Source organism: Variovorax sp. UC122_21 (genome assembly GCF_044056785.1).
Lineage (GTDB): Bacteria > Pseudomonadota > Gammaproteobacteria > Burkholderiales > Burkholderiaceae_C > Variovorax.
On record NZ_CP172004.1, the window covers coordinates 3,545,155 to 3,567,584 of the forward strand.

Genomic DNA, 22,430 nt, shown 5'->3' on the forward strand with positions numbered 1-22,430 from the left:
CCGGAGCAAAACGGATGGCACACGACGACACATCGAACCCTCTCGCCAACGAGGCGCTGACGCCGCTGCCGGCGTCGCAGCGCGTCTTCGGCTGGCACGACCATGCCTCGCTCTGGTTCAGCCTGGGCGTGGGCCTGCTGGTGATGCAGATCGGCGCCTACCTGGTGCCGGCCGTGGGCACGCGCGACGCGGCGATCGCGATCGCGCTGGGCTCGTGCCTCGGCGCCGCGCTGCTGGCCTGGACCGCGCGCCTGGGCTGCGAGAGCGGCCTGGCCAGCGCGGGCCTGATGCATGCCACCTACGGCAGCGCCTTCGCGCGGCTGCCGGTGTTGCTCAACATCGTGCAGCTGGTGGGCTGGACCACCTTCGAGCTGGTGATCATGCGCGAGGGCACGCAGGCCATCGGCCAGTCGGTGGCCGGGCCATGGCTGGGCAGTGCCTGGGGCGGCGTGGCGACCACGCTGCTGTGGGGCGCGGTGCTGCTGGCGCTGCTCGCGGGCTCGATGGTGAAGCTGGTGCGGCGCTTCGTGAGCCGCTTCGGGCTGCCGCTGGTGGTGCTGTCGCTGCTGTGGCTCAGCTGGCAATTCGCAACGCAGTTGCATGCCAAGGGCTTCGATCCCTTCTGGTCGCGCCCGGGCGACGGCAGCATGGGCATGTTCGGCGCCCTCGACCTCGTGATCGCGATGCCGGTGTCGTGGCTGCCGCTGGTGGCCGACTATGCGCGCCACGGCAAGCGCAGCGCGGGCGGGCTCGGCAGCGCCTTCAGCGGCACCTGGATCGGCTATGCGCTGGCCAACATCTGGTGCTATGCGCTGGGCGTGATGGTGGTCAGCGTGGCCGAGCCCGGCACCAGCTTGGTCACGGCGCTGCTGCTGGCGCAGGGCGGGCTGGTGGCGCTGGGCCTGATCCTGATCGACGAGCTCGACAACGCCTATGGCGACGTCTACTCGGGCTCGGTCTCCACCCACAGCCTGCTGCCGCGCTGGAGCGTGAAGCGCTGGGGCCTGCTGCTGGCCGTGCTGTGCATCGCGCTCGCGCTGGTGCTGCCGATGCACACGCTCGAGCCCTTCCTGCTGCTGCTGAGCTCGGTGTTCGTGCCGCTCTACGGCGTGATCCTCGGGCGGCTGGGCGGCGGCCGCGCGGTGGCGCCGGCCGGCGCGCGTCCCAAGGTCGACCTGGCGGCGGCGCTGATCTGGATCGCGGGCATCGCGGCCTACCACGCGCTCGCGAAATGGGCGCCGCAGTTCGGCTCGGCGCTGCCGACGCTGGCGCTGACCTTCGTGCTGGCCTGGCTCAGCCGGCCGAAGCCTGCAGCGGCAGGCGCTGCGTCGGCACTGGCGCAAAGCCGTGGTTGAGCGGGCCATGACCGGCACCGACCTGCACGTCGACAGCGGCCGCCATCGCGCCGAGGATGTAGGCGCGCGCGCGCTCCACCGCCTCGGGCAGCGCAGCGCCCAGTGCCAGGTGCGCGGCGATGGCCGACGACAGCGTGCAGCCGGTGCCGTGCAGGTTGCGGCTCTCGATGCGGCGCGAGGCCAGGCGCGTGCGTTCGCCACTGGATTGCAACAGCACGTCGACCACCTCGCTGCCCGGCAGGTGGCCGCCCTTGAGCAGCACGGCGCGCGCGCCGAGCGCCAGCAGCTCGTCGGCCGCGCCGTCGAGCGAGCCGATGCCGTCGATCGCATGGCCGATCAGCAGGGCCGCCTCGTCGAGGTTGGGTGTGACCACCGCGGCGCGCGGGAACAGCTCGCGCACCAGCACCTGCACCGTCTCGGCCGCGATCAGGCGATCGCCGCTGGTGGCGACCATCACGGGGTCGAGCACCACGTTCGGCAGACGGTAGTGGTCGATGGCCCAGGCCACGACCTCGACCACCTCGGGCGCATGCAGCATGCCGAGCTTGACCGCGTCGACGCCGATGTCCTCGACCACGGCCTGGATCTGCGCCTTGAGGAAGGCCGGCGGCACGCCGTGGATGCCCGTGACGCCGAGCGTGTTCTGCGCGGTGAGCGCGGTGATGGCCGTCATGCCGTAGCAGCCGAGGGCCGCGAAGGTCTTGAGATCGGCCTGGATGCCGGCGCCGCCGCCGCTGTCGGAGCCGGCGATCGAGAGCACGCGCGCATAGCGCTGGGTGGGTCCTTGGGTCATGCCGAAAATTATCGACGCGATTCGAAGGCCCGAGGAGCATCGCGATGAACCTGCCCTTCCGATCGGCGGCGATCCTCGGCGCGGGCCTCATGGGCCGGCTGATGGCCGTGACGCTCGCGCGGGCCGGCTGCCGCGTCGACCTTTACGAAGCCGGCAGCGCCGAGGCCGAAGGCGCGGCCGCGCGCGTGGCCGCGGCCATGCTCGCGCCGCTCGCCGAGTCGGCGGTGGCACCGGTGCCACTGGGTGCGCATGGGCCACCACGCGCTGTCGCGCTGGCCCGAGCTGCTCGCACCGCTGGCGCGGCCGGTGTTCTTCCAGCGCGAAGGCACGCTGGTGCTGTGGCACCGGCAGGATGCGAACGAGGCCGCGCGGCTCGCGCGCGTGCTGGCCCACACCGGCACGCAGGTGCCCGAGTTGGCGCCGATGCGCACGCTCGATGGCGCGGGCATCGAGGTGCTCGAACCCTCGCTGGGCCGGCGCTTCGCCAGCGGCCTGTTCCTGCCCGGCGAAGGCCAGCTCGACAACCGCGCGCTGCTGGCCGCGTTGCTCGCGACCTTGCAGGCCGACGACAAGGTCACGCTGCACTGGCAGTCGCCGCGCGCGCCCGAGGACTTCGCTCCCGATTCGCCGGGCCAGCCCGATTGGCTGATCGACTGCCGCGGCCTCGGTGCCCGGCCGCAGTGGAACGCGCTGCGCGGCGTGCGTGGCGAGGTGATCCGCGTGCATGCGCCCGACGTGACGCTGGCGCGGCCCACGCGGCTCGTGCATCCGCGTTATCCGCTCTACATCGCGCCCAAGCCCGAGGGCCTGTTCGTGATCGGCGCGACCGAGATCGAATCGGACGACATGTCGCCCGCGAGCGTGCGCTCCACGCTCGAGCTGCTGAGTGCCGCCTACGCGGTGCACAGCGGCTTCGCCGAGGCGCGCATCGTCGAGATCGCGACGCAGTGCCGCCCCACCCTGCCCGACAACCTGCCCGCGCTGCGCCAGCCGCGGCCGCGCGTGCTGCAGATCAACGGCCTGTACCGCCACGGTTTCATGATCGCGCCCGCGCTGCTCGACGCCGCGATGGAGTGGCTCGCGCAGGGCCGCTCGCCGCTCGCGCAAGGCTTCGGCCTGGAGACCCCATGACGACGATGAACATCCTGATCAACGACAAGCCCTTCGCGCTGCCCGAGCACGCCACGCTGACCGACGCCCTCGCCGCGCTGAATGCCACGCCGCCTTTCGCGGTGGCCGTGAACCGCGAGTTCGTGCCGCGCTCGGCCTATGCCGCGCGCGCGCTGCGGCCCGACGACCGCGTCGAAGTGATCCGCCCCGTGACGGGCGGCTGAACGCATTGATGGAGACAAGACCGATGACCACGACCCCGAACGACCCGCTGGTGCTCTACGGCGAGACCTTCCACAGCCGCCTGCTGCTGGGCACCGCGCGCTACCCCTCGCCCGACCTGCTCGAGGCCGCCGTGAAGCGCGCGAAGCCCGCGATGCTCACGGCCTCGCTGCGGCGCCAGACCGCCAACCAGGGCTCGGGCAACAGCGAGCTCGGCAACGGCTTCTGGGAGCTGCTGCGCCGGCTCGAGGTGCCGGTGCTGCCCAACACCGCGGGCTGCCACAGCGTGCAGGAAGTGGTCGCCACCGCGCAGATGGCGCGCGAGCTGTTCGACACGCCGTGGATCAAGCTCGAGCTGATCGGCGACGACTACACGCTGCAGCCAGACACGCTGAACCTGGTCGATGCCGCCTCGCAGCTGATCCGCGACGGCTTCAAGGTGCTGCCCTACTGCACCGAGGACCTGGTGCTGTGCCAGCGGCTGGTCGACATCGGCTGCCAGGCCGTGATGCCGTGGGCCGCGCCGATCGGCACCGGCCGCGGGCCGGTCAACCCCTATGCGCTGCAGGTGCTGCGCGACCGGCTCGAGGTGCCGATGCTGGTCGACGCCGGACTGGGCCTGCCCTCGCATGCCTGCCAGGTGATGGAGTGGGGCTTCGACGGCGTGCTGCTGAACACCGCCGTCGCTCTCGCGCAGGACCCGGTCGCGATGGCCGGTGCCTTCGCCGACGCGGTGCAGGCCGGCCGGGCCGCGCGCCGCGCCGGTGCCATGGCCGCGCAGGATGCGGCGCAGGCCAGCACGCCGGTGCTGGGCACGCCGTTCTGGCATCACGCGGGATGAGCGGCACCATGAACCACGAACAGCAACCGGACCGCGCGCGCGTCGCGCAAGAGATCGTCGCGGCGCATGGCCTGCGCTTCGGCGCCGCCACCTCGGCCCCCGCGGCCGCCATCGCCTACAGCGCCGACGACGCCATCTACCGCGGCGCGCGGCAGGCCTGCGGCGCGCTCGGCTTCATCGACATCGACGCCGAATGCATCGCGCGCGCCTGGCGCGCGCAGAGCGAGCGCCTCGGCGGCTTCGATGCGCAGCGCTGGCCCGATGCGCCCGCCGATTTCGGCCTGCGCGAATTTCCGCCGGCGGCGCGCGACAACGCCTTCGCGCCCTGCCCCGAGCAGCTCGGCCTCTATGCGGTGCTGCCCGATGCGGCCTGGGGTCGGCCGCATGGCGCGCGCGGGCGTGCCGACGGTGCAGCTGCGCTTCAAGTCCGAGGACGCACAGGCCGTGGCGCGCGAAGTGCGCGCGGCCGTCGAGGCCGTGCAAGGCACCGGTGCGCTGCTGTTCATCAACGACCACTGGCGCCTGGCGATCGAGGCGCGTGCCTACGGCGTGCACCTGGGCCAGGAAGACCTCGATGCGCTCGCGCCCGAGGAACTGCAACAGATCCACGCCGCCGGCCTGCGCCTGGGCGTCAGCACGCACGGCTATGCCGAGATGGTGCGCGCCGATGCGGTGAGCCCGAGCTACATCGCGATGGGCGCGGTCTACCCGACCACGCTCAAGAAGATGGCGACCGCGCCACAAGGCGTGGCGCGGCTCGCGGCCTATGCGCGATTGCTGCGCGGCTATCCGCAGGTGGGCATCGGCGGCATCGACGCGCTGCGCCTGCCCGAGGTGCTCGCCACCGGCGTCGGCTCCGTCGCCGTGGTGCGCGCGCTGGTCGCCGCCGAGGACCCCGAAGGCACGGCCGCGCAATGGATGGCGGCCATCGACGCCCACCGCACCGCATCGGCTGCGAAGCCCTGAAACCCGACCGAATGACGCATCTCTCTCCTCTTCTTTCGCGCACCCCCATCGCCTGCGCGATGGCCGCCCTGCTCGCAGCCCACGGCGCCTTCGCCCAGGCACAGGACACCACCGCGCTGCCCGCGGTGACCGTGAACCCGGCCGCCCTCGCGCCGCCGGCCGAGATCAGCGGCTTCGGCGACGTGCCGCTGCGCGAGCTGCCGCTGTCGGCCACCGTGATCGACAGCAACCAGCTGCGCGCGAGCGGTGCGCGGCGCCTCGCGGACCTCACGCAGTTCGATGCCTCGGTGACCGATGCCTACAACTCGGCCGGCTACTGGGACTACCTCACGGTGCGCGGCTTCGTGCTCGACAACCGCTTCAACTATCGGCGCGAGGGCCTGCCGATCAGCGCCGAGACCTCGATCCCGCTCGACAACAAGGAGCGCGTCGAGATCCTGCGCGGCACCAGCGGCATCCAGGCCGGTACCAGCGCGCCGGGCGGGCTCGTCAACTACGTGGTCAAGCGGCCGACCGAACACGATCTGCGCACCGTGCGCATCGAGACCACGAGCCGCGGCAGCCTGCTCGGCGCGGTCGACCTCGGCGGGCGCTTCGGCGCGCAGCGCGAGTTCGGCTACCGGATCAACGTCGCGGCCGAGAATCTCAAGCCGCTGGTGCACGACCTCGACGGCCACCGCAACCTGTTCTCGCTCGCGGCCGACTGGCGCATCACGCGCGACTCGGTGCTCGAGTTCGAGATCGAGAAGAGCCGCAAGACGCAGCCGAGCCAGAACGGCTACAGCCTGCTGGGTGCCCGGTTGCCGGCGCCGGTCGATCCTCGCATCAACCTCAACAACCAGCCGTGGTCGCAGCCCTCGGAATTCGATGCGCTGACCGGCACCTTACGCTTCAGCCAGGCCATCAACGCCGACTGGCGCTGGAGCGCGCAGATCGGCCGGCAGCGGCTGCGCACCGACGACCGCCTGGCCTACGCCTTCGGCTGCGGCGCCGAGGGCAACTACGACCGCTACTGCAGCGACGGCACCTTCGACGTCTACGACTTCCGCAGCGAGAACGAGCGCCGCACGCAGACCGCGGGCAGCCTCAACCTCAAGGGCAACGTGATGACCGGCAGCGTGCGGCACGAGCTCGGCATCGGCCTCTTGCAAAGCCGCGTGCGCAACCGCTTCCAGAACCAGGCCTACAACTACGCGGGCACCGGCAACATCTGGGCGACCTCGTTCGTGCCGCCGGCGCCCGACGCCGCCACGCCGCAGACCAACCGCGACGAGCGCTCGACCGAGCTCACCCTGCAGGACGCGATCCGCTGGAACGAGCGCTTCACCACCTGGGTCGGCGTGCGCCACACGCGGCTCGACCGCAGCAGCATAGGCAACGACGGCTCCGACCCGACCGGCTACAAGCAGGAGGTGACCACGCCCTGGGTGGCCGTGAGCTACGTGCTGCGGCCCGAGCTGCTGGCCTATGCGAGCTGGGGCAAGGGCGTGGAATCGCAAGTGGTGCCGAACCGGCCCGATCTCTACAGGAATGCCGGGCAGGCGCTCGCGGCGCTCGCTTCGCGGCAATGGGAACTGGGCCTCAAGGGCGGCAACGAGGCCTTCAATTGGCAGCTCGCGTGGTTCGACATCTCGCGGCCGCTGACCAACCTCGATGCCTGCGGCGAATCGTGCACGGTGCGCAACGACGGCCGCGCCGTGCATCGCGGGCTCGAGGCCGGCGCGCAATGGAACCAGGGACCCTGGCGGCTCGGCGGCAGCGTGTCGGTCATCGACGCGAAGCGCCGCGGCAGCACGGCCGATCCCGCGCTCAACGGGCAGTCGCCGACCAACGTGCCCAAGCAGGTGCTGCGCGCGCAGGTCGCCTACCGCGTGCCCGCGGTGGCGGGCCTCGAGATCGCGGGACAGCTGTCGTACGAAGGCCGGCGCAACGTGCTGCCCGATGGCTCGATCCGCCTGCCGTCGTGGACGCGTCTCGATGCGGTGCTGCGCTACGACACCAGGCTCAACGGCGTGAACACCAGTTGGTCGCTGGCCGTCGACAACGTCTTCGATCGCCGCTACTGGAAGGAATCGCCCTATCAGTTCAGCCACGTCTACCTGTTCCCGGGCGCACCGCGCACGCTGCGGCTCGGCGTGAGCATCGCGCTCTGAACTTTTTTAGCGAAAAGTTGCGTCGGTTTGCCAGACCCTCAAAAACGACGCTATAATCTGAGGCTTGTTCCTCGATAGCTCAGTCGGTAGAGCGCCGGACTGTTAATCCGTAGGTCCCTGGTTCGAGCCCAGGTCGAGGAGCCAAAACAAGCCGCAAGGCTACTGGATGCCCCGCTACTCACAAGGTAGCGGGGCATTTTCCTTTGTGCACGTCGTTCTTCTTCGAAGACGAACGAAAAAAAGCCCGGCAGCCGCCGGGCTCGCGCTTCTCGCGAAGCCGCGTCAGAACTGACGCGTATCGCAGAGTCGGCCCTTGCAGTCCGAGGTCGTGAAGTAACGTTCGCCCTCGCCGTGGACCTCCGCCAGGCTGGCACCCTTCTTTCCTTCCTCGTTGGCACGCACCACCAGCTTCGCGAAGTCGAAGGAATCGTCGCTGGCCTTTTCGTAGAACGAAAACTTCGCGGACTGCGTCGCATCCTTTTCGTAGATGAACTTCCTTCCGTCCGAGAAGGTGGGGCTGTCGAGCAAACGGAACCCCTTGGCACCTTGCGCGTTGAGCTGGGCCAGGAAGGCAGCTGTGCTGTCTCCACCCGTGGCTTTGTCGAGGAAGGCGTAGGCGTAGGCGGCGTTGCTCCTGTCGTCCTTCTCGAAGATCCGGATCCTGGTCCCACCCCATCGCGCCTCCAGCGCATGCGGGTAGTAGCCGTTCACGCCCTTGGCGTTGAGCTCGGTGAGGAACGCATCCGCGGTGGGCGTGGCGCTCCACTCGGTCACGATGTAGCTGTAGGTCGTGTCCGCGGCGTTGTCCTTGAAATAGAGGCCCACGTCGCCGAACAACGGCCTGTAGCCGCGCAATCCCTGCGTCCTCAGCTGCTCCCTCAGCGCCGCGACGCTGTCCGCGGCGACCACCTGCTCATAGCTGTAGGTCGTCTTCGAATCCTTCACATAGAGGGAAGCGCTCCCCTCATCGCCGTATTCGCCGAAGGCGACAAAGCGATAGCCCCGCTCGCCCTGCGAATTGAACTGGCGCACCATTTCGTTCATGTTCTCTTCGGAATTGGGCAATTTCAGCGTTTCGTACATCACCACCCGCACGCTGGATTCCGGCTCGGGCGCAGGCGCGGGCGCGGGCCCGGGCGGAGGAGGAGGAGGAGGAGGTGCGGGAGGCGTCGGGGGCGGCTGCATCAGCGGAAACACCGGCAAGCCGCCACCACCACCGCCTCCTCCGCCGCAGGCCGCCAGGGCCAGGCACGCAGCAGCCACACCCGTCACGGCGATCGATTTCAATCTCATTGGAAGACTCCCTTTTGAATGACTTGGCAAGAAACTTCAGGGATCCTGCAAAAGCAGCCTAAAGCCATTGAACAGGCCAGCGGCAGCCACTCGGGATTCGAAGTGCCGCAAATATCTTAGTCATTTTTCTTATTATTAATTTGCTAATTATTTGGCATTGATTTTCAATAAACCATAAAGCTAAAAGAAATAAATTACCAAATAACGGGCAAAAAAAAGCCCGGCATCGGACCGGGCTCAAGCCTTCTTGCAGTCAAGCATCAAAGGGACGGGCAACCCGTCAAGGAGAATGGAAAGTGGCGCGCGACGCGCCTGCCATGGGATGGAGTTTACTGTATATTTGTACAGTCTTCTCTACCCAGGAGTACTGCCATGCCCCGCATCGAACAACCGGTGGTCGTGCCCAACTACGCGCTGACCGACGCCCTCTCGTGGATCTCGAAATTCGCCCATGCCTGGAAGGCGATCGAGCCCGCGCCCGCCACGCTCAGCATCGACGGCTTCATCATCTGGGGACCGGTGCTCTACGAGAAGCACAGCGCCGAAGATCCGGTGCAACTCGCGGCGCGCCTGTTCGGCAGCTCGGGACCCTACTTCAGGTACCTGTACCCGGGTGCGGCGGCCGCGGCCAACCAGGGGTGAGGACTTGGGCGACACGGGAATGTCGGAGAATCGTGCGATGAACTGGCATGCACCGTCCCTCCTGGCCCTCCTGTCGATCCCCTGCGCGCTGGCCATCGCCGGCTGCTCGACGCCCCCGAACGAAGTGATGCAGTTCCGCGAAGGCGTCCTGCGCGCCACCACCTACACGCAGGCGCAGCTCTATTGCGACAACAAGAACCAGACCCCGCGCTGGCTCGGCAAGGCACCGGCCGAGAGCGGCGTGCTGTTCCGCTGCGATTGATGCGATGAGGCAAGCCGCGCGCTGAGCCGCGGCCTTGCAAAGACAGGCATCGTCGGGCTCGCACCGATCCCGCGACACTCGATCCACTCCGGCCGGCAAGCATTGCGCTTGCCGGCCTTTTCATTTCCGACGGTCCGATCAGTGCGCCGTGAGGCCGCCACCGCCGGTCGCGTCGCGACGGGTCTTCGCGTTGTCGATGGTCGCGCTGACCGAGCTGGTGTTGATGGCCAGCGCCACGAGCACGGAGCCGACGAAGGCCGGGTCGGTCGAGCCGCTGAAATCCGAAGCGCCCGCGATGGCCAGGGCCTGCTGCACCTGCTGGCGGGTGAGTTCGGCTGCCGCTTCTCCAACGACGTTCTTCTTGGTGGTTGCCATCTGAAAACTCCTGATTCTGGAAGTGAGGAAAAAAACAAAACAACGCCAGCCGACTGCAGGTCGCGTGAGATTCATCACGCGCCACAACCCTCCGCCAACGATGAAATGTTAACTGGAGGTCAAAAATACGACGAAGGTTTTCACTCGAAGAAGGCCTCGAGAACACCATCGCCGTGCTCATCTTTTCCAAAGATTTAGCGATGGATAATCGCGCCTCGCTCCGCCAGCCGGCGCATCGCGCAAGCCCTCGGGCCTTGCCGTTCGTGCCTCGCTGCAGGCGGCGCGTTTCGAAGATGGGCCACCTTCCAAGAGCCCCCGTTCGAGCCGAGGTCGAGGAGCCGTTTTCCATCCCAGGCCCTGCCGGAATCCGCACCGCGGAGGACGCGCATGCGCACATGACTTTCGACACTGGCGTGCCGGGTGACCGGTCCGTATCGTCGCGCGGTCGCTTGCGACGCGGTATCGAATCGGGAGCTCGTATTGGCCACGCGGTCCCACCTTCGGCTGTTCGATAGGGGCGCCTGCCGCGCAGGCGCCGTGTTGTTTCACTTGATAGATCGGGACATGGCTTTTTCCAAACTTTCTCTCGCAAGCGCACTGGCCGGCCTGCTGGCCCTCTCGGGTTGCCAGACCATGGACATGCAGATGGGCAGCCAATCGGCCAAGACCGTGGCCACGGGCAGCGCGGCCGGCGCCGCCACCTCGGGCGAAAGCAGCGCGCTCGAGCGCTGCGACTCGCCGCTGGGCACCGTCTCGCTGATCGAGAACGTGAATGCCGGCTGGTACACCGTGCTGACCGGCGAATACAAGCTGCCGCCCACCGCCAACCTGCTGCGCCTGCTGGTGCAGCAATCGAACTGCTTCGTGGTGGTCGAGCGCGGCGCGGCCGGCATGAATGCGATGACGCGCGAGCGCGCGCTGCAGCAGTCGGGCGAGATGCGCGGCGGCAGCAACTTCGGTCGCGGCCAGATGGTCGCGTCCGACTACGGCCTGTCGCCCGAGATCGTGTTCAGCAACAACGACGCGGGCGGCCTCGGCGGCGCCATCGGCGGGCTGGTCGGCGGTGGCCGCGGCCGTGCCATCGCGAGCCTGGGCGCGAACCTGCAGACCAAGGAAGCCTCGGCGCTGCTGACGCTGATCGACAACCGTTCGGGCGTGCAGGTCGCGGCCGCGGAAGGCAGCGCCTCGAAGACCGACTTCGCGGGCTTCGCCGACCTCGCCGGCGGCCGCGCGGCCGGCGGCGTCGGCGGCTACACGCGCACGCCGCAGGGCAAGGTGATCGCGGCGGCCTTCATGGACGCCTTCAACCAGATGGTCCGTTCGCTGCGCAACTACAAGGCGCAAACGGTGCGCGGCCAGGGCCTCGGCGGCGGTGGCCGTCTCGGCGTGGACGGCGGCGCCGCGCCGTCGCAGACCTACGTGCCGGCCGAGCAGCCGACGCGCCGCCGCAAGTAAGCGCGGCGAGCAACGAACCGCGTCGCGCGAGCCCCGCCGCCGCAAGGCCGCGGGGCTTTTTATCGCCCGTCTTTTCAGAGATGCCGCGTCTCGGCCGGCGGGTTGAACCAGTTGTTGTTGCGCCCGTCCATGTACATCACGGGCGCGGCCACCAGTTCGTCGGGCGTGGCGTCGTCGAGGCAGCTGACGTTGATGCTGACGTACTTGCCGCCGACCTCGGCCACGTCGCCGCGGCCGAAGGGCCGCACGCCGCAATGGCGGCAGAACAGGTGGTGCGTGCTGTACGAGCCGAACTGGTAGCTCGACAGCTCGTCCTCGCCACTGACCATGCGGAAGGCCTCGGGCCGCACGATCGCTCCCCAGTTGCGCGCCTTGGCGCAGATCGAGCAGTTGCAGCGGCCGGTGCCGGCCGCGAGATCGATGTCGGCCTGGAAGCGGACCTTGCCGCAGTGGCAGCTGCCGTTGTAGGTCTTGAGCATGGGCTTTTCTCCTGGGGGTCTGGGGTGTTGGAAGGCCCGAAGACTAAGGTCCATTGCGGACAGATTCTGTCCTCGATCGCAGGCATCATCGCGTGCATGCTCTCCGCCTCCGCCCGCCTCATCCGCCTGTTGTCGCTGTTCCAGGCGCAGCGCGCCTGGACCGGCGCCGAGCTCGCGCGCCGCCTCGAGATCACCGAGCGCACCCTGCGCCGCGACGTCGACCGATTGCGCAGCCTCGGCTACACGGTCGACTCGACCTCGGGCGTGGCCGGCGGCTACCGGCTCGGCGCGGGTAACAGCCTGCCGCCGCTGCTGCTCGAGGACGAGGAAGCGATCGCGGTGGCGGTCGGCCTGGGCGTGGGCCCGGCCGCCAGCGACGGCGGCAACGACATCGAGAACGCCTCGATGCGCGCGCTCGCCAAGCTCGAGCAACTGATGCCGCCGCGGCTGCGCCGCCGGCTCGACAAGCTGCGCGCGACGGTGGTGCCGGTGCTGCAGAAGCGCTCGGACATCCGGCTCAAGGCGGTGTCGCTGTTCGCCGAGGCCTGCGCCGACCGCGCGCTGCTGCGCTTCGGCTACCGCGACCACCACGAGGTCGTCAGCAGCCGCCGCGTGGAGCCGCACCGCGTGGTGCAGACCGGCCAGCGCTGGTACCTGCTGGCCTGGGACACGGACCGCGAGGACTGGCGCACCTTCCGGCTCGACCGCATCGTCGATCCCGAGCCCACCGGCGCGCACTTCACACCGCGGCGGCTGCCGCACGGCGACATCGCGGCCTACATGCAGCACGCGCTGCAGATCTCGCCCTACCTGCACCATGCGCGCGTGCTGGTGCATGCGCCCGTGGCCGCGCTCGACGGGCAACTGTCGTGGGTCGGCGGCGTGCCCGAGGCGGTCGCGCCCGACCGCACGCGCATCCAGACCGCGGCCAACTCGCTCGATGCGCTCGCGGTCTGGCTCGGCTGCCTGGGGCACGACTTCGAGGTCGAGTCGCCGCCCGAGCTCGGCGCCCACCTGCAGCGCGTGGCGTCGCGGCTGGCGCGCATGTCGGGTCGCTGAGCGCGCGGTCCGTCCCTCCCACGTATATAGGATGGGCACGGCGCGTGCCGGCCCCTACGCTGCGGACTCCACCCACCCGAGGACCGCAGCCCCGCGCCATGGCCATCGACACCGCAGCCGCCCCCCTTCTCTCGACCACGCAGGTCGCGCTGGTCGAGGACGACACCGGCATGCGCGAACGCCTGGCCCGCGTGGTCGATGCCGATCCCTCGCTGACCCTGGCCCATTGCGCCTCGACCGCGACCGAGCTGCTCGCCTGGCTCGAGGACAACCCGGTCGACGTGCTGCTGGTCGACCTGGGCCTGCCCGACCTGCCGGGCCTGCAGGTCATCGACCGCTGCCGCAGCATGCAGCCGGCCTGCGCGGTGATGGTGCTGTCGATCTTCGGCGACGAGGCCAACATGCTGCGCGCCTTCGAAGCCGGCGCCAGCGGCTACCTGCTCAAGGACGGCACCGAGAGCGAGCTCGCGGCCCACATCCGCCACCTGCGCGCGGGCGGCTCGCCGATGTCGCCGGTGATCGCGCGGCAACTGCTGCGACGCTGGCAGGCGCGCAGCGATGCGCCCCTGCCTGCCGGCGCCAGCGCGCTGGTCGGGCTGGCCCAGGGCACGATCGGCTCGGCCATGGCATCCTCGGCGCTCCCGCGCACGCCGCCCGTGCGGTTGTCGCCGCGCGAATCCGAGGTGCTGGACCTCGTTTCCCGTGGTTTCACCTATGCCGAGGTCGGCGCGCAGATGGGAGTCTCGGCTTCGACCGTTCAAACCCATATCCGCAATATCTACGGCAAGCTGGATGTCCACAACAAGTCCGAAGCCGTGTTCGAGGCGCGCAACCTGGGCTGGCTGCCCTGAGCGGCCTTCCGCCGCCACTGCCTCTTCTTCCGATCTGCGCTTCCTGTTCGCCCTGGTCGCCGCGCTGCTGCTGATCGCCGGCCCGGCCGACGCCAGCGGCACCGCCTCCCCCTACACCGTCACCAGCGCCGAAGCCCGCCTCGAGCCCGACGGCCTGCCCGCCGAGGAGCGTCGGGTGGAGCTGCCGTTCCGCTGGGACCATGCCTTCCCGGGTCGTGGCGGCAAGGCCACCTACCGCATCGCCCTGCCCGCGGCGACGGCGCCCGTGAGCGAGCCGGCCGCGCTGCTGTTCGCGGGCGTGGGCAACCAGGTCGCGATCGAGTTCAACGGCACGCCGCTCGCGGGCTTCGGCACGCTGGGCGATCCGTCCTACGACACCAAGGGCACGCCGTTCGTGCCGGTGGCCGTGTCGCTGCAGCGCACCGGCGCCGCGCAGGAGCTGGTGATCCGCACCACCATGCAACGCCAGCGCGGCGCGGCGCTGGCCACGCTGCAGTACGGTACCGAGCGCGAACTGCTGCCGCGCTACCGGGCCTACCAGCGCTGGCGCCACACCTCGGTGATCGTCAATGCGGCCATCCTCGCGCTGATGGGCTGCCTGTCGGGCGCGCTCTGGCTGCGCCAGCGCCATGCGCTCTATGGCTGCTTCGCGCTCGCCGCGCTGTCGGGCCTGCCGCACAACATCGATCGGGTGCGGCCCGACATGAACCTGCCCTGGCCGCTCTGGGGCGTGGTGATCGCGGTCTGCTATGCGCTGCACATCGGGCTCATCACGCGCTTCGTGCTGCTGGTGCTGCAGCGCGGCTCGGCGGGGCTGGTGCGCGCGCTCTATGCGGCGATGGGCATCGCCGTCGCGAGCGCCATCGCCTCCTTCGTGCTGGCCTGGCCGGCGCTGTGGACCGCCGGCCTGGTGCTGCTGAACCTCACGGGCGTGGCCTGCCTGCCGGTGGTGGCGCGCAGCGCCTGGGTCGAGCGCCGCACGATCGCCATGGTGCTGCTGCTGGCGGGCGTGCTCGCCATCCTCGCGGGCATGCACGACCTGCTGCTGGTGCGCATGGGCTTGTTCGGCGGCTCCGACATCTCGCAGACGCCGCGTGCCATGTTCTTCTTCGTGCTGATCCTCGCGGGCCTGGTGGTCGACCGCTACAGCCGCACCGTGGCCGACTACGGCGCGCTCAACGCCACCCTGGCCGAACGCGTGGCCGAGCGCGAGGGACAGCTGCGCGTGGCCTTCGACGCGCTGCGGCTGCAGCAGCAGGAACAGGCCGTGCTGCTCGAGCGGCAGCGCATCATGCGCGAGATCCACGACGGCGTCGGCTCGCAGCTCGTGGGCCTGCTCAACGTCGTGACCCAGCCCGCGCCCGACCGCGCGGTGGTCGAGGAGCATGTGAAGCTCGCGCTCGACGAGATGCGCATGGCGGTCGACTCGCTGCAGCCCACGCACGACGACCTCGCCACCGTGCTCGCCACCCTGCGCTACCGGCTGCAGCCGCGGCTGGACGCGGCCGGCATCGCGCTGGTGTGGGACGTGGGCGTGATCCCGCCGGTGGCGCCGTTCTCGGCCCAGGCCGCGCTGCAACTGCAGCGCATCCTGCTCGAGGCCTTTACCAACGTGCTCAAGCATGCGCGCGCCACGCGCATCGTGCTGCATGCGCGCTGGCAGGCCGAGGCGCAGCCGCCGCGCGTGCACATCGTGCTGACGGACGACGGCGTCGGTCTGCGGCCCGCGGGCACCGCGCCGAAGACGACGGGACATGGCATCGCGAACATGCGGGCACGCGCACTGAGCATCGGCGCGCGGCTGGAGATCGCGGCGGTCGAGCAGGAGGAGAACGCCGCCGGCGGCACGCGCATCACGCTCGAGTGGCCGGGCGCGATCGACTGCCCGCAGCACTGAACGCGGGCGCCGGGCTCAGCGCAAGGCGAAGGTCAGCGCCACGGCGCCGAGCGCCAGCAGCGCCAGGCCCGCGATGAACACCACCTCGCCCCAGGCCTCGAGCCGCGCGCCCGAGCGCCGCATGCGCATCGAGATGAACGACAGCAACGCGCTGGCCAGGAAGACCAGCGCGTCGACCGCGAGCAGCCGATCGATCACCAGCCGCAGATCGTCGCGCGGACCGAGGTGCCCGATGGACATCACGGTCATGCACACGCCGATCATGGTGGCGGAGGTCGGCAGGATGTGGGCCGACAGCCCGTTGGCGGCGCTGTCGGCAGGATCGAGGTGCTCGGCCCGCGGGGCCGAAGACCGTCGGTGCGGCGGCTTCATCGGTCGTCGCGCGTCGGGGTCCGGCCCGGGGCGGTCAGCCGATGCGCACCGGCACGAAGATCTTGTCGTCGCCGCGCTGGATCAGCAGCGCCACCGACTTGTCGGCCTTCGCGACCACCTCGCGCACCTGCTCCACCGTCTTGGCGGGCGTGCCGTTGATCGCCAGCAGCACGTCGCCGGCCTGCACGCCGGCCATCGCCGACGGACCGGCCGCATCCTCGATCAGGAGGCCGGTCTCCACCGCGGCCTCGCGCTTCTCGTCGGGCTGCAGCGGACGCAGCGCCAGGCCCAGCTTGCCCTGGCCGGTGGCCTTGTCGGCCTTCGCGACCTGGGCCGGCTTGTCGCTGGCATCGCCGAGCTTCGCCGTCAGCTCCTGGCGCTCGCCCTGGCGCCACACCTCGAGCGTGACCTTGGTGCCGGGGGCCTGCTGGCCGATCACCGCGGGCAGGTCGCCCGAGGACACGATGGGCTGGTCGCCGACCTTGCGGATCACGTCACCGGCCTTCAGGCCCGCCTTGTCGCCGGGGCCGCCCTTCTCGATGTTCGAGACCAGCGCGCCCTCGGGCTTGTCGAGCTTGAAGGAATCGGCGAAGGCCTGGTTCACCTCCTGCACCGCCACGCCGAGGCGGCCGTGCACCGCCTTGCCGGTGGCGACGATCTGGTCCTTGACCTGCACCGCCACGTCGATCGGGATCGAGAACGACACGCCCTGGTAGCCGCCGCTGCGGCTGTAGATCTGCGAGTTGATGCCGACCACCTCGCCGCGCGTGTTGAGCAGCGGGCCGCCCGAGTTGCCGGGGTTCACCGCCACGTCGGTCTGGATGAAGGGCACGTAGCTGTCGTCGGGCAGCGTGCGGCCCTTGGCGCTGACCACGCCGGCCGTCACGGTGTTTTCGAAGCCGAAGGGCGAGCCGATGGCCAGCACCCATTCGCCGACCTTCAGGTCCTTGGTGTTGCCCAGCGCGAGCACCGGCAGGTTCTTGGCGTCGATCTTGAGCACCGCGATGTCGGTCTTGGCATCGGCGCCCAGCACCTTGGCGCGGTACTCGCGGCGGTCGGTGAGCTTGACGGTGACCTCCTTCGCGTCCTTCACCACGTGGGCGTTGGTCAGGATGATGCCGTTGGCGTCGACGATGAAGCCCGAGCCCTGGGCGCGCACCGGCACGTCGCGCTGCTGCTGCTGGCCGCGCGGGTTGATCTGGCCCTGGAAGCGACGGAAGAACTGGAACATCGGATCGTCGGGATCGATGCCCTGGATCTGCGCGGCCTCCTCGTCGTCCGAGGCCTTCATGGTGCCGGTGACGCTGATGTTGACCACGGCCGCGCCGTCGCGCGCGGTGATGGTCGAGAAGTCGGGCAGCGTGACCATGGCGGCCGGCGCGGTCGCGGTGGCGTTGGTGGGCGTGCCCACGGCGCGCGCGCTGGTGTAGGCGCCGGCGCCGACGGCGCCGATCACGCCCGCGGTGGCCAGGGCCAGGACCAAGGCACGGGGCGAAGTCAGTCGGGTGTTCATGGATCGGTTCCTTTCATTGCGTCGTGACGCTGATGCGATGGAAGGAATGTCGTTGCGCTCGCTTAAGCGCCGCTTAAATGCGGGATCGAAGAGCCGGACGCAGAGGACGCGAAGATGGCGCGAAGGACGCAAGAGAACAGCCAAACTTTTTTTGAGTTCCGTTCGCGCTCTTCGCGAAACCTTCGCGTCCTCTGCGTCCGGCTGTTCTCTTCAGGTCTTCGTCGGAAAGCGCACCACCACCCGCAGCCCGCCCAGGCTCGGCGAGGCAGCGAGCGCCACGCTTGCGCCATGCAGCTCGGCGATCGACCTGACGATCGAGAGGCCAAGCCCGCTGCCCGGCGCCTGCGGCTCGCCCGAGCGGTAGAAGCGGTCGAGCACGCGCTCGCGCTCGGCGGGCGGCAGGCCCGGGCCGCTGTCGTCGACGCTGAGCTCGACCGCCTCGCCCTGGCCCTCGCCCTGCCGCACGATCGCGATGTCGACGCGGCCATCCTCGGGCGTGTACTTCACGGCGTTCTCGAGCAGGTTGCGCAGCAGCATGCGCAGCGCCTCGGGCTGGCCCTTCACCGCGGCGCCCTCGTCGGCCCGCGCGATGCCGATGTCGATGCGCCGCGCCTGCGCCGCGGCCACCGCGTCCGACACCGCCAGCCGCGCCACCTCCGCGAGCACCACCGGCTCGGGCGGCGCGCCGGCAGCCATGCTGGCCTCGTGGCGCGCGAGCGCGAGCATCTGCTCGACCAGCCGCGTCGCGCGGTCGATGCCCGCCACCAGCCGGCCGATGGCGAGCTCGCGCGCGCCGTCGTCGGTGGCGCGCTGCAGGCCCTGCACCTGCAGCTTGAGCGCGGCCAGCGGCGAGCGCAATTCGTGCGCCGCGTCGGCCACGAAGTGCTTCTGCGCCTCGAAGGCCTGCCGCACGCGGTCGAACAGCAGGTTGAGCTCATGCACCAGCGGGCGCACCTCGTCGGGCAGCTTCTCCTCGCTCACGGGCGAGAGATCGTCGGCCTGGCGCGAAGCCACCTGGGTGCGCACGCGCGCCACCGGCGCGAGCGAGCGGCTCACCACCCACCACACGACCAGCATCAAGAGCGGCGCCATCAGCGCCACCGGCGCGACGGTGCGCAGCGCCAGGGTGCCGGCCATGTGCTGGCGCGCCGCCATGTCCTGCGCCACCTGGATCACCAGAGCGCGCGTCTGCATCGAGAACACGCGGTAGGTGGTGCCGCGCGCGCGCACGTCGGCGAAGCCCAGCACCGCGAGCTGCGGCAGCGCGGCCTGGTCGGCCGATTCGAAGATGCGCACGCCGTCCGCGGTCCAGACCTGCACCACGAAATCGAAGTTCTGCTCGGCCCCGCCGAGGCCGCCCACCGCCGCGCTCGGCGGCAGGCCCGCGCGCAGCGACAGCGCCATCTGCTGCATGTGGTAGTCGAAGATCTCGTCAGCCTCCTTGAGCACCGTGCGGTAGGCCACCAGGGCCTGCGCGCCGGCCGCCAGCACGATGGCCGCGAGCAGGAACCACAGCAGGCGCGCGCGCAGCGAGCCGGTCATGCGCGCGGCCAGGCCCATCATGCCGCTCACGCCTTCGGCACCATGTAGCCGACGCCGCGCACGTTGCGGATCAGCTCCGCGCCGAGCTTCTTGCGCAGGCCGTGCACGTAGACCTCGACCGCGTTGCTGCTGATCTCGTCCTTCCAGCTGTAGAGCTTCTCCTCGAGCTGCGCGCGCGAGAGCACCATGCCGGGCCGCGCCAGCAGCGGCTCGAGCACCGCCCATTCGCGCGCCGACAGCACCACCGGCTGGCCGGCCACGCTGACCTCGCGGGTGGCGGGATTGATGCTCACGCCCATGTGTTCGTAGACCGGCTCGGCGCGTCCGGCCGCGCGGCGCAGCAGCGCACGGATGCGCGCCAGCAGCTCGTCGAGGTCGTAGGGCTTGAGCACGTAGTCGTCGGCGCCGGCGTCCAGGCCCTCGATGCGCTGCTGGATCGAATCGCGCGCGGTGGCGATCAGCACCGGCATGCGCTGCTTGCGCGCGCGCGCAGGTTGCGCAGCACTTCGAGGCCGTCGCGGCGCGGCACGCCGAGGTCGAGCAGGACCAGGTCGTAGTCCTGGGTGCGCAGGGCCGACTCGGCGCTGTCGCCGTCCTTGACCCAGTCGACCGCGTACTGCTCGGCACGCAGCAGGTCGAGCACGGCTTCGCCGATCATCACGTCGTCTTCGAGGAGCAGCAGTCGCATGGCGGGTTCCTGGAGTTCTGGTTTCGAGGTTCGAGGCGGCCGGATCGGGCGAAGTTCAAAGCAGCGCGCGCACCTCGCGCGCGGCCTCGAACAGCAGCGGCAGCATGTCGCGCCGCACCGCCTCCTCCTGGTAGCGTGCGCCCGACAGCACCACGTTGAGCGCGGCCACCGTGTGGCCCTGCATGTCGCGCAGCGGCACGGCCAGCGCCTGCACGCCGAGCTCGTGCTCCTCGCTCGCGAAGCAGTGGTCTTCCTTCGCGCGCGCGCGTCACCAGCTGGCGCAGCGCGCGCGCCTGGGTGGTGGTCTGCGGCGTGAGGCGCGCGAGATGGCGGCCCGTGAGCCAGCGCGTGAACTCGACCGGCGGCAGCGCGGCCAGCAGCACGCGGCCGGTGGAGGTGGCATGGGCCGGCAGCCGCGCGCCCAGGTGCAGGCCGTAGGCCAGCACGCGCGTGGGCGTGCCGTAGCTGCCGCTGCGCGCCACGATCACCACCTCCTCGCCGTCGAGCACCACGGCCGAGAAGGATTCGCCGGTCTGCGCCGCGAGCCGGTTCAGCGTCGGCTGCAACGCACGCGGCAGGCGCGACGAGGCCAGGTAGCTGCCCGAGAAGCGCAGCACCTTGGGCGCCATCCAGAAATAGCTGCCGTCGGTCTCGAGGTAGCCGAGGTGCGCCAGGGTCAGCAGGTGCCGGCGCGCCGCGGCGCGCGTGAGGCCGGCGCGCTCGGCCGCCAGGGTGGCGTTGAGGCGCTGGCGCTCGGTGTCGAAGCTTTCGAGCACCGCCATTCCCTTGGCGATGCCCTCGATGAAGTCGGCTCTGGCGATGGTCATGAGTGGGGCGAAGCGGGAAGTTGCGCGATCATCGCGCAGCCATTCGCATGATCGCACACAGCCGCATCGGCCGGCGTGCCACGGCGGCGCGCGCGCCCTACGCTTCGCGCAACTTCTCGGAGACATCGACATGCGCACCCAGGTAGCGATCATCGGCGCCGGCCCGGCCGGCCTTCTGCTCGGCCAGCTTCTGTTCAAGGCCGGCATCGACAACGTCATCGTCGAACGCCAGAGCGGCGACTACGTGCTCGGGCGCATCCGCGCGGGCGTGCTCGAGCAGGTCACGATGGACCTGCTGCAACGTGCCGGCGTCGACGCCCGCGCCAAGGCCGAGGGCCTGCCGCACGGGGGCATCGAACTGCTGTTCAAGGGCGCGCGCCACCGCATCGACATGCACGGGCTCACGGGCGGCAAGCAGGTCACGGTGTACGGCCAGACCGAGGTGACGCGCGACCTGATGGAAGCGCGCGCGGCCGAGGGCCTGACCACCATTTACAGCGCCGCCAACGTGAGCCTGCACGACTTCGACTCGCGCTCGCCGCGCGTGCGCTACGAGAAGGACGGCCAGACGCACGAGATCGAATGCGACTTCATCGCCGGCTGCGACGGCTACCACGGCGTGAGCCGCGCGAGCGTGCCGGCCGACGCGATCCAGACCTACGAGAAGGTCTACCCCTTCGGCTGGCTCGGCGTGCTGGCCGACGTGCCGCCGGTGTCGCACGAGCTGATCTACGCCAACACCGAACGCGGCTTCGCGCTGTGCAGCATGCGCAGCGCCACGCGCAGCCGCTACTACGTGCAGGTGCCGACCGAGGAACGGGTGGAGAACTGGAGCGACGAGGCCTTCTGGAACGAGCTGCGCGCGCGGCTCGATCCGGAAGCGCGCGAGCGGCTGGTGACCGGCCCCTCGCTCGAGAAGAGCATCGCGCCGCTGCGCAGCTTCGTGGCCGAGCCGATGCGCTTCGGTTCGCTGTTCCTGGCCGGCGATGCGGCGCATATCGTGCCGCCGACCGGTGCCAAGGGGCTGAACCTCGCGACGGCCGACGTGGGCTACCTGTCGCGCGCGTTCGAGATCTTCTACCGCGAGCGCTCGGCCTCGGCGCTCGACCGCTATTCCGACCTGTGCCTGCGCCGGGTCTGGAAGGCCGAGCGCTTCTCGTGGTGGTTCACCTCGCTGATGCACCGCTTCCCCGAGACCGGCGCCTTCGGCCAGAAGATCCAGGAGGCCGAACTCGACTACCTCGTGCATTCGCACGCGGCCTCGACCTCGCTGGCCGAGAACTACGTCGGGCTGCCGCTCGAGGACTTCTGAGCCTCGGCCTCGAGCGTCTTCTTTATCGCGGCCGCGCCCTCGTCCATCATGCCGGCGATGTAGGGCGCGAGCTCGTCGGGCAGCACGTCGGTGATCCAGACGAAGCGCGAGCGCCCTTCGCACGCGTCGAACACCTGCGCCGACGCATGGTGATGCCGCATGCGGCTGCCGGTGACGGTGTAGGCGATGCGGCGCAGCGATTCGTCGATCGACACCGGCAGCTCGCGCGCCACGCTGCCGTTGGAGAAGTCGAGGATGCGCGCGCCCTCCTCGTCGATGCGGCAGGCGGTGAGGAAGCCCGGCGCGAGCCGCTGGTGCACGGCGCGGAAGTCGCGCAGCGCGTCCCATACTTGCGCCGCGCTCGCGGCGAGTTCGAATTCCCGGTGGATGGTGGCCATGGCGGGCTCCTTCGCGCTCAGGGAT

19 protein-coding genes, 1 tRNA gene and 4 pseudogenes are annotated in these 22,430 nt (G+C 70.0%); 14 read left to right on the forward strand and 10 right to left on the reverse strand.

The annotated features are described in order from the left end of the window. The first annotated feature begins 14 nt into the window (after window positions 1–14). Window positions 15–1,355: a purine-cytosine permease family protein gene (locus ACHMXE_RS29120; RefSeq protein WP_395347660.1), complete on the forward strand. Its 1,341-nt coding sequence runs from the start codon at window positions 15–17 to the stop codon at window positions 1,353–1,355. Here ACHMXE_RS29120 and thiD read toward each other — a convergent pair. Then, window positions 1,294–2,148: a bifunctional hydroxymethylpyrimidine kinase/phosphomethylpyrimidine kinase gene (thiD, locus tag ACHMXE_RS29125; protein ID WP_395347662.1), complete on the reverse strand. Its 855-nt coding sequence runs from the start codon at window positions 2,146–2,148 to the stop codon at window positions 1,294–1,296. The genes ACHMXE_RS29120 and thiD overlap by 62 nt on opposite strands. Window positions 2,149–2,192: 44 nt before the next feature. Here thiD and ACHMXE_RS29130 point away from each other — a divergent pair. The 6 genes and pseudogenes from ACHMXE_RS29130 (at window position 2,193) to ACHMXE_RS29155 (ending at window position 7,584) form a co-directional block, all read left to right on the forward strand. Next, a pseudogene (locus ACHMXE_RS29130) lies at window positions 2,193–3,279 on the forward strand (FAD-dependent oxidoreductase). Window positions 3,280–3,284: 5 nt separating this feature from the next. Then, entirely contained in the window at window positions 3,285–3,482 is a 198-nt protein-coding gene (gene thiS / locus ACHMXE_RS29135) for a sulfur carrier protein ThiS (protein ID WP_057596681.1), read from the forward strand. Window positions 3,483–3,505: 23 nt separating this feature from the next. Continuing rightward, entirely contained in the window at window positions 3,506–4,321 is an 816-nt protein-coding gene (locus ACHMXE_RS29140; RefSeq protein WP_209540604.1) for a thiazole synthase, read from the forward strand. An 8-nt stretch (window positions 4,322–4,329) separates the two neighbouring features. Then, window positions 4,330–5,287: pseudogene (thiE, locus tag ACHMXE_RS29145) on the forward strand (thiamine phosphate synthase). A 59-nt stretch (window positions 5,288–5,346) separates the two neighbouring features. After that, window positions 5,347–7,440 (forward strand): TonB-dependent siderophore receptor, encoded by a 2,094-nt coding sequence (locus ACHMXE_RS29150; RefSeq protein ID WP_395347663.1) that lies wholly within the window; start codon window positions 5,347–5,349, stop codon window positions 7,438–7,440. Between the two features lie 68 nt (window positions 7,441–7,508). Continuing rightward, window positions 7,509–7,584, forward strand: a tRNA-Asn gene (locus ACHMXE_RS29155). Window positions 7,585–7,722: 138 nt separating this feature from the next. Here the strand turns inward: ACHMXE_RS29155 and ACHMXE_RS29160 are convergent. After that, on the reverse strand, window positions 7,723–8,733 hold the full coding sequence (locus ACHMXE_RS29160) for a hypothetical protein (RefSeq protein ID WP_395347664.1): 1,011 nt from the start codon (window positions 8,731–8,733) through the stop codon (window positions 7,723–7,725). Window positions 8,734–9,105: 372 nt separating this feature from the next. Between ACHMXE_RS29160 and ACHMXE_RS29165 the strand changes: the two genes are divergently transcribed. Beyond that, window positions 9,106–9,375 carry a hypothetical protein gene (locus ACHMXE_RS29165; protein WP_093341440.1) on the forward strand — a complete coding sequence of 90 codons (270 nt, stop codon included), beginning with the start codon at window positions 9,106–9,108 and terminating at the stop codon, window positions 9,373–9,375. Between the two features lie 37 nt (window positions 9,376–9,412). Continuing rightward, window positions 9,413–9,637 carry a hypothetical protein gene (locus ACHMXE_RS29170; protein WP_093341438.1) on the forward strand — a complete coding sequence of 75 codons (225 nt, stop codon included), beginning with the start codon at window positions 9,413–9,415 and terminating at the stop codon, window positions 9,635–9,637. Window positions 9,638–9,775: 138 nt separating this feature from the next. On the opposite strand, the gene ACHMXE_RS29175 is transcribed toward ACHMXE_RS29170, so the two are convergent. Next, window positions 9,776–10,012 carry a hypothetical protein gene (locus ACHMXE_RS29175; protein WP_093341437.1) on the reverse strand — a complete coding sequence of 79 codons (237 nt, stop codon included), beginning with the start codon at window positions 10,010–10,012 and terminating at the stop codon, window positions 9,776–9,778. Between the two features lie 564 nt (window positions 10,013–10,576). On the opposite strand from ACHMXE_RS29175, the gene ACHMXE_RS29180 reads away from it, so the two are divergent. After that, window positions 10,577–11,467, forward strand: a complete 891-nt coding sequence (locus ACHMXE_RS29180; protein ID WP_203205683.1) for a CsgG/HfaB family protein — start codon at window positions 10,577–10,579, stop codon at window positions 11,465–11,467. A gap of 74 nt (window positions 11,468–11,541) precedes the next feature. Here ACHMXE_RS29180 and ACHMXE_RS29185 read toward each other — a convergent pair whose 3' ends face one another. Continuing rightward, window positions 11,542–11,946, reverse strand: coding sequence for a GFA family protein (locus ACHMXE_RS29185; RefSeq protein ID WP_209540609.1), 405 nt, complete (start codon window positions 11,944–11,946; stop codon window positions 11,542–11,544). Between the two features lie 96 nt (window positions 11,947–12,042). Between ACHMXE_RS29185 and ACHMXE_RS29190 the strand changes: the two genes are divergently transcribed. The 3 genes from ACHMXE_RS29190 (at window position 12,043) to ACHMXE_RS29200 (ending at window position 15,753) form a co-directional block, all read left to right on the forward strand. After that, window positions 12,043–13,005 (forward strand): helix-turn-helix transcriptional regulator, encoded by a 963-nt coding sequence (locus ACHMXE_RS29190; protein WP_395347665.1) that lies wholly within the window; start codon window positions 12,043–12,045, stop codon window positions 13,003–13,005. 98 nt (window positions 13,006–13,103) lie between these two features. Then, on the forward strand, window positions 13,104–13,856 hold the full coding sequence (locus tag ACHMXE_RS29195) for a response regulator transcription factor (protein WP_209540611.1): 753 nt from the start codon (window positions 13,104–13,106) through the stop codon (window positions 13,854–13,856). Then, window positions 13,798–15,753, forward strand: coding sequence for a sensor histidine kinase (locus ACHMXE_RS29200; protein WP_395347666.1), 1,956 nt, complete (start codon window positions 13,798–13,800; stop codon window positions 15,751–15,753). Before ACHMXE_RS29195 ends, ACHMXE_RS29200 begins: the two co-directional genes overlap by 59 nt. Before the next feature lie 15 nt (window positions 15,754–15,768). Here the strand turns inward: ACHMXE_RS29200 and ACHMXE_RS29205 are convergent, their stop codons facing one another. The 5 genes and pseudogenes from ACHMXE_RS29205 to ACHMXE_RS29225 all read right to left on the reverse strand — a co-directional run bounded on the left by ACHMXE_RS29205 (window position 15,769) and on the right by ACHMXE_RS29225 (window position 20,695). Then, window positions 15,769–16,125 (reverse strand): hypothetical protein, encoded by a 357-nt coding sequence (locus ACHMXE_RS29205; RefSeq protein ID WP_395347667.1) that lies wholly within the window; start codon window positions 16,123–16,125, stop codon window positions 15,769–15,771. A gap of 34 nt (window positions 16,126–16,159) precedes the next feature. Then, a complete protein-coding gene (locus ACHMXE_RS29210) occupies window positions 16,160–17,638 on the reverse strand; it encodes a DegQ family serine endoprotease (RefSeq protein ID WP_395347668.1) in 1,479 nt (492 codons plus the stop codon). A gap of 210 nt (window positions 17,639–17,848) precedes the next feature. After that, window positions 17,849–19,201, reverse strand: a complete 1,353-nt coding sequence (locus ACHMXE_RS29215; RefSeq protein ID WP_395352851.1) for an ATP-binding protein — start codon at window positions 19,199–19,201, stop codon at window positions 17,849–17,851. Between the two features lie 5 nt (window positions 19,202–19,206). After that, a pseudogene (locus ACHMXE_RS29220) lies at window positions 19,207–19,868 on the reverse strand (response regulator). Between the two features lie 55 nt (window positions 19,869–19,923). Further along, a pseudogene (locus tag ACHMXE_RS29225) lies at window positions 19,924–20,695 on the reverse strand (IclR family transcriptional regulator C-terminal domain-containing protein). A 130-nt stretch (window positions 20,696–20,825) separates the two neighbouring features. Here ACHMXE_RS29225 and pobA point away from each other — a divergent pair. After that, window positions 20,826–22,007 carry a 4-hydroxybenzoate 3-monooxygenase gene (gene pobA / locus ACHMXE_RS29230; RefSeq protein ID WP_395347669.1) on the forward strand — a complete coding sequence of 394 codons (1,182 nt, stop codon included), beginning with the start codon at window positions 20,826–20,828 and terminating at the stop codon, window positions 22,005–22,007. Here the strand turns inward: pobA and ACHMXE_RS29235 are convergent. Then, on the reverse strand, window positions 21,977–22,405 hold the full coding sequence (locus tag ACHMXE_RS29235) for an SRPBCC family protein (RefSeq protein WP_395347670.1): 429 nt from the start codon (window positions 22,403–22,405) through the stop codon (window positions 21,977–21,979). The two genes, pobA and ACHMXE_RS29235, sit on opposite strands and share 31 nt — an antisense overlap. Window positions 22,406–22,430: the final 25 nt, after the last annotated feature.

Excerpts from the sequence above, each read along its gene's own strand:
- ACHMXE_RS29120 (WP_395347660.1), top strand. The coding sequence starts at position 15 with ATGGCACACGACGACACATCGAACCCTCTCGCCAACGAGGCGCTGACG.
- thiD (WP_395347662.1), bottom strand. The coding sequence starts at position 2,148 with ATGACCCAAGGACCCACCCAGCGCTATGCGCGCGTGCTCTCGATCGCC.
- thiS (WP_057596681.1), top strand. The coding sequence starts at position 3,285 with ATGAACATCCTGATCAACGACAAGCCCTTCGCGCTGCCCGAGCACGCC.
- ACHMXE_RS29140 (WP_209540604.1), top strand. The coding sequence starts at position 3,506 with ATGACCACGACCCCGAACGACCCGCTGGTGCTCTACGGCGAGACCTTC.
- ACHMXE_RS29150 (WP_395347663.1), top strand. The coding sequence starts at position 5,347 with ATGGCCGCCCTGCTCGCAGCCCACGGCGCCTTCGCCCAGGCACAGGAC.
- ACHMXE_RS29160 (WP_395347664.1), bottom strand. The coding sequence starts at position 8,733 with ATGAGATTGAAATCGATCGCCGTGACGGGTGTGGCTGCTGCGTGCCTG.
- ACHMXE_RS29165 (WP_093341440.1), top strand. The coding sequence starts at position 9,106 with ATGCCCCGCATCGAACAACCGGTGGTCGTGCCCAACTACGCGCTGACC.
- ACHMXE_RS29170 (WP_093341438.1), top strand. The coding sequence starts at position 9,413 with ATGAACTGGCATGCACCGTCCCTCCTGGCCCTCCTGTCGATCCCCTGC.
- ACHMXE_RS29175 (WP_093341437.1), bottom strand. The coding sequence starts at position 10,012 with ATGGCAACCACCAAGAAGAACGTCGTTGGAGAAGCGGCAGCCGAACTC.
- ACHMXE_RS29180 (WP_203205683.1), top strand. The coding sequence starts at position 10,577 with ATGGCTTTTTCCAAACTTTCTCTCGCAAGCGCACTGGCCGGCCTGCTG.
- ACHMXE_RS29185 (WP_209540609.1), bottom strand. The coding sequence starts at position 11,946 with ATGCTCAAGACCTACAACGGCAGCTGCCACTGCGGCAAGGTCCGCTTC.
- ACHMXE_RS29190 (WP_395347665.1), top strand. The coding sequence starts at position 12,043 with ATGCTCTCCGCCTCCGCCCGCCTCATCCGCCTGTTGTCGCTGTTCCAG.
- ACHMXE_RS29195 (WP_209540611.1), top strand. The coding sequence starts at position 13,104 with ATGGCCATCGACACCGCAGCCGCCCCCCTTCTCTCGACCACGCAGGTC.
- ACHMXE_RS29200 (WP_395347666.1), top strand. The coding sequence starts at position 13,798 with ATGTCCACAACAAGTCCGAAGCCGTGTTCGAGGCGCGCAACCTGGGCT.
- ACHMXE_RS29205 (WP_395347667.1), bottom strand. The coding sequence starts at position 16,125 with ATGAAGCCGCCGCACCGACGGTCTTCGGCCCCGCGGGCCGAGCACCTC.
- ACHMXE_RS29210 (WP_395347668.1), bottom strand. The coding sequence starts at position 17,638 with ATGAACACCCGACTGACTTCGCCCCGTGCCTTGGTCCTGGCCCTGGCC.
- ACHMXE_RS29215 (WP_395352851.1), bottom strand. The coding sequence starts at position 19,201 with ATGATGGGCCTGGCCGCGCGCATGACCGGCTCGCTGCGCGCGCGCCTG.
- pobA (WP_395347669.1), top strand. The coding sequence starts at position 20,826 with ATGCGCACCCAGGTAGCGATCATCGGCGCCGGCCCGGCCGGCCTTCTG.
- ACHMXE_RS29235 (WP_395347670.1), bottom strand. The coding sequence starts at position 22,405 with ATGGCCACCATCCACCGGGAATTCGAACTCGCCGCGAGCGCGGCGCAA.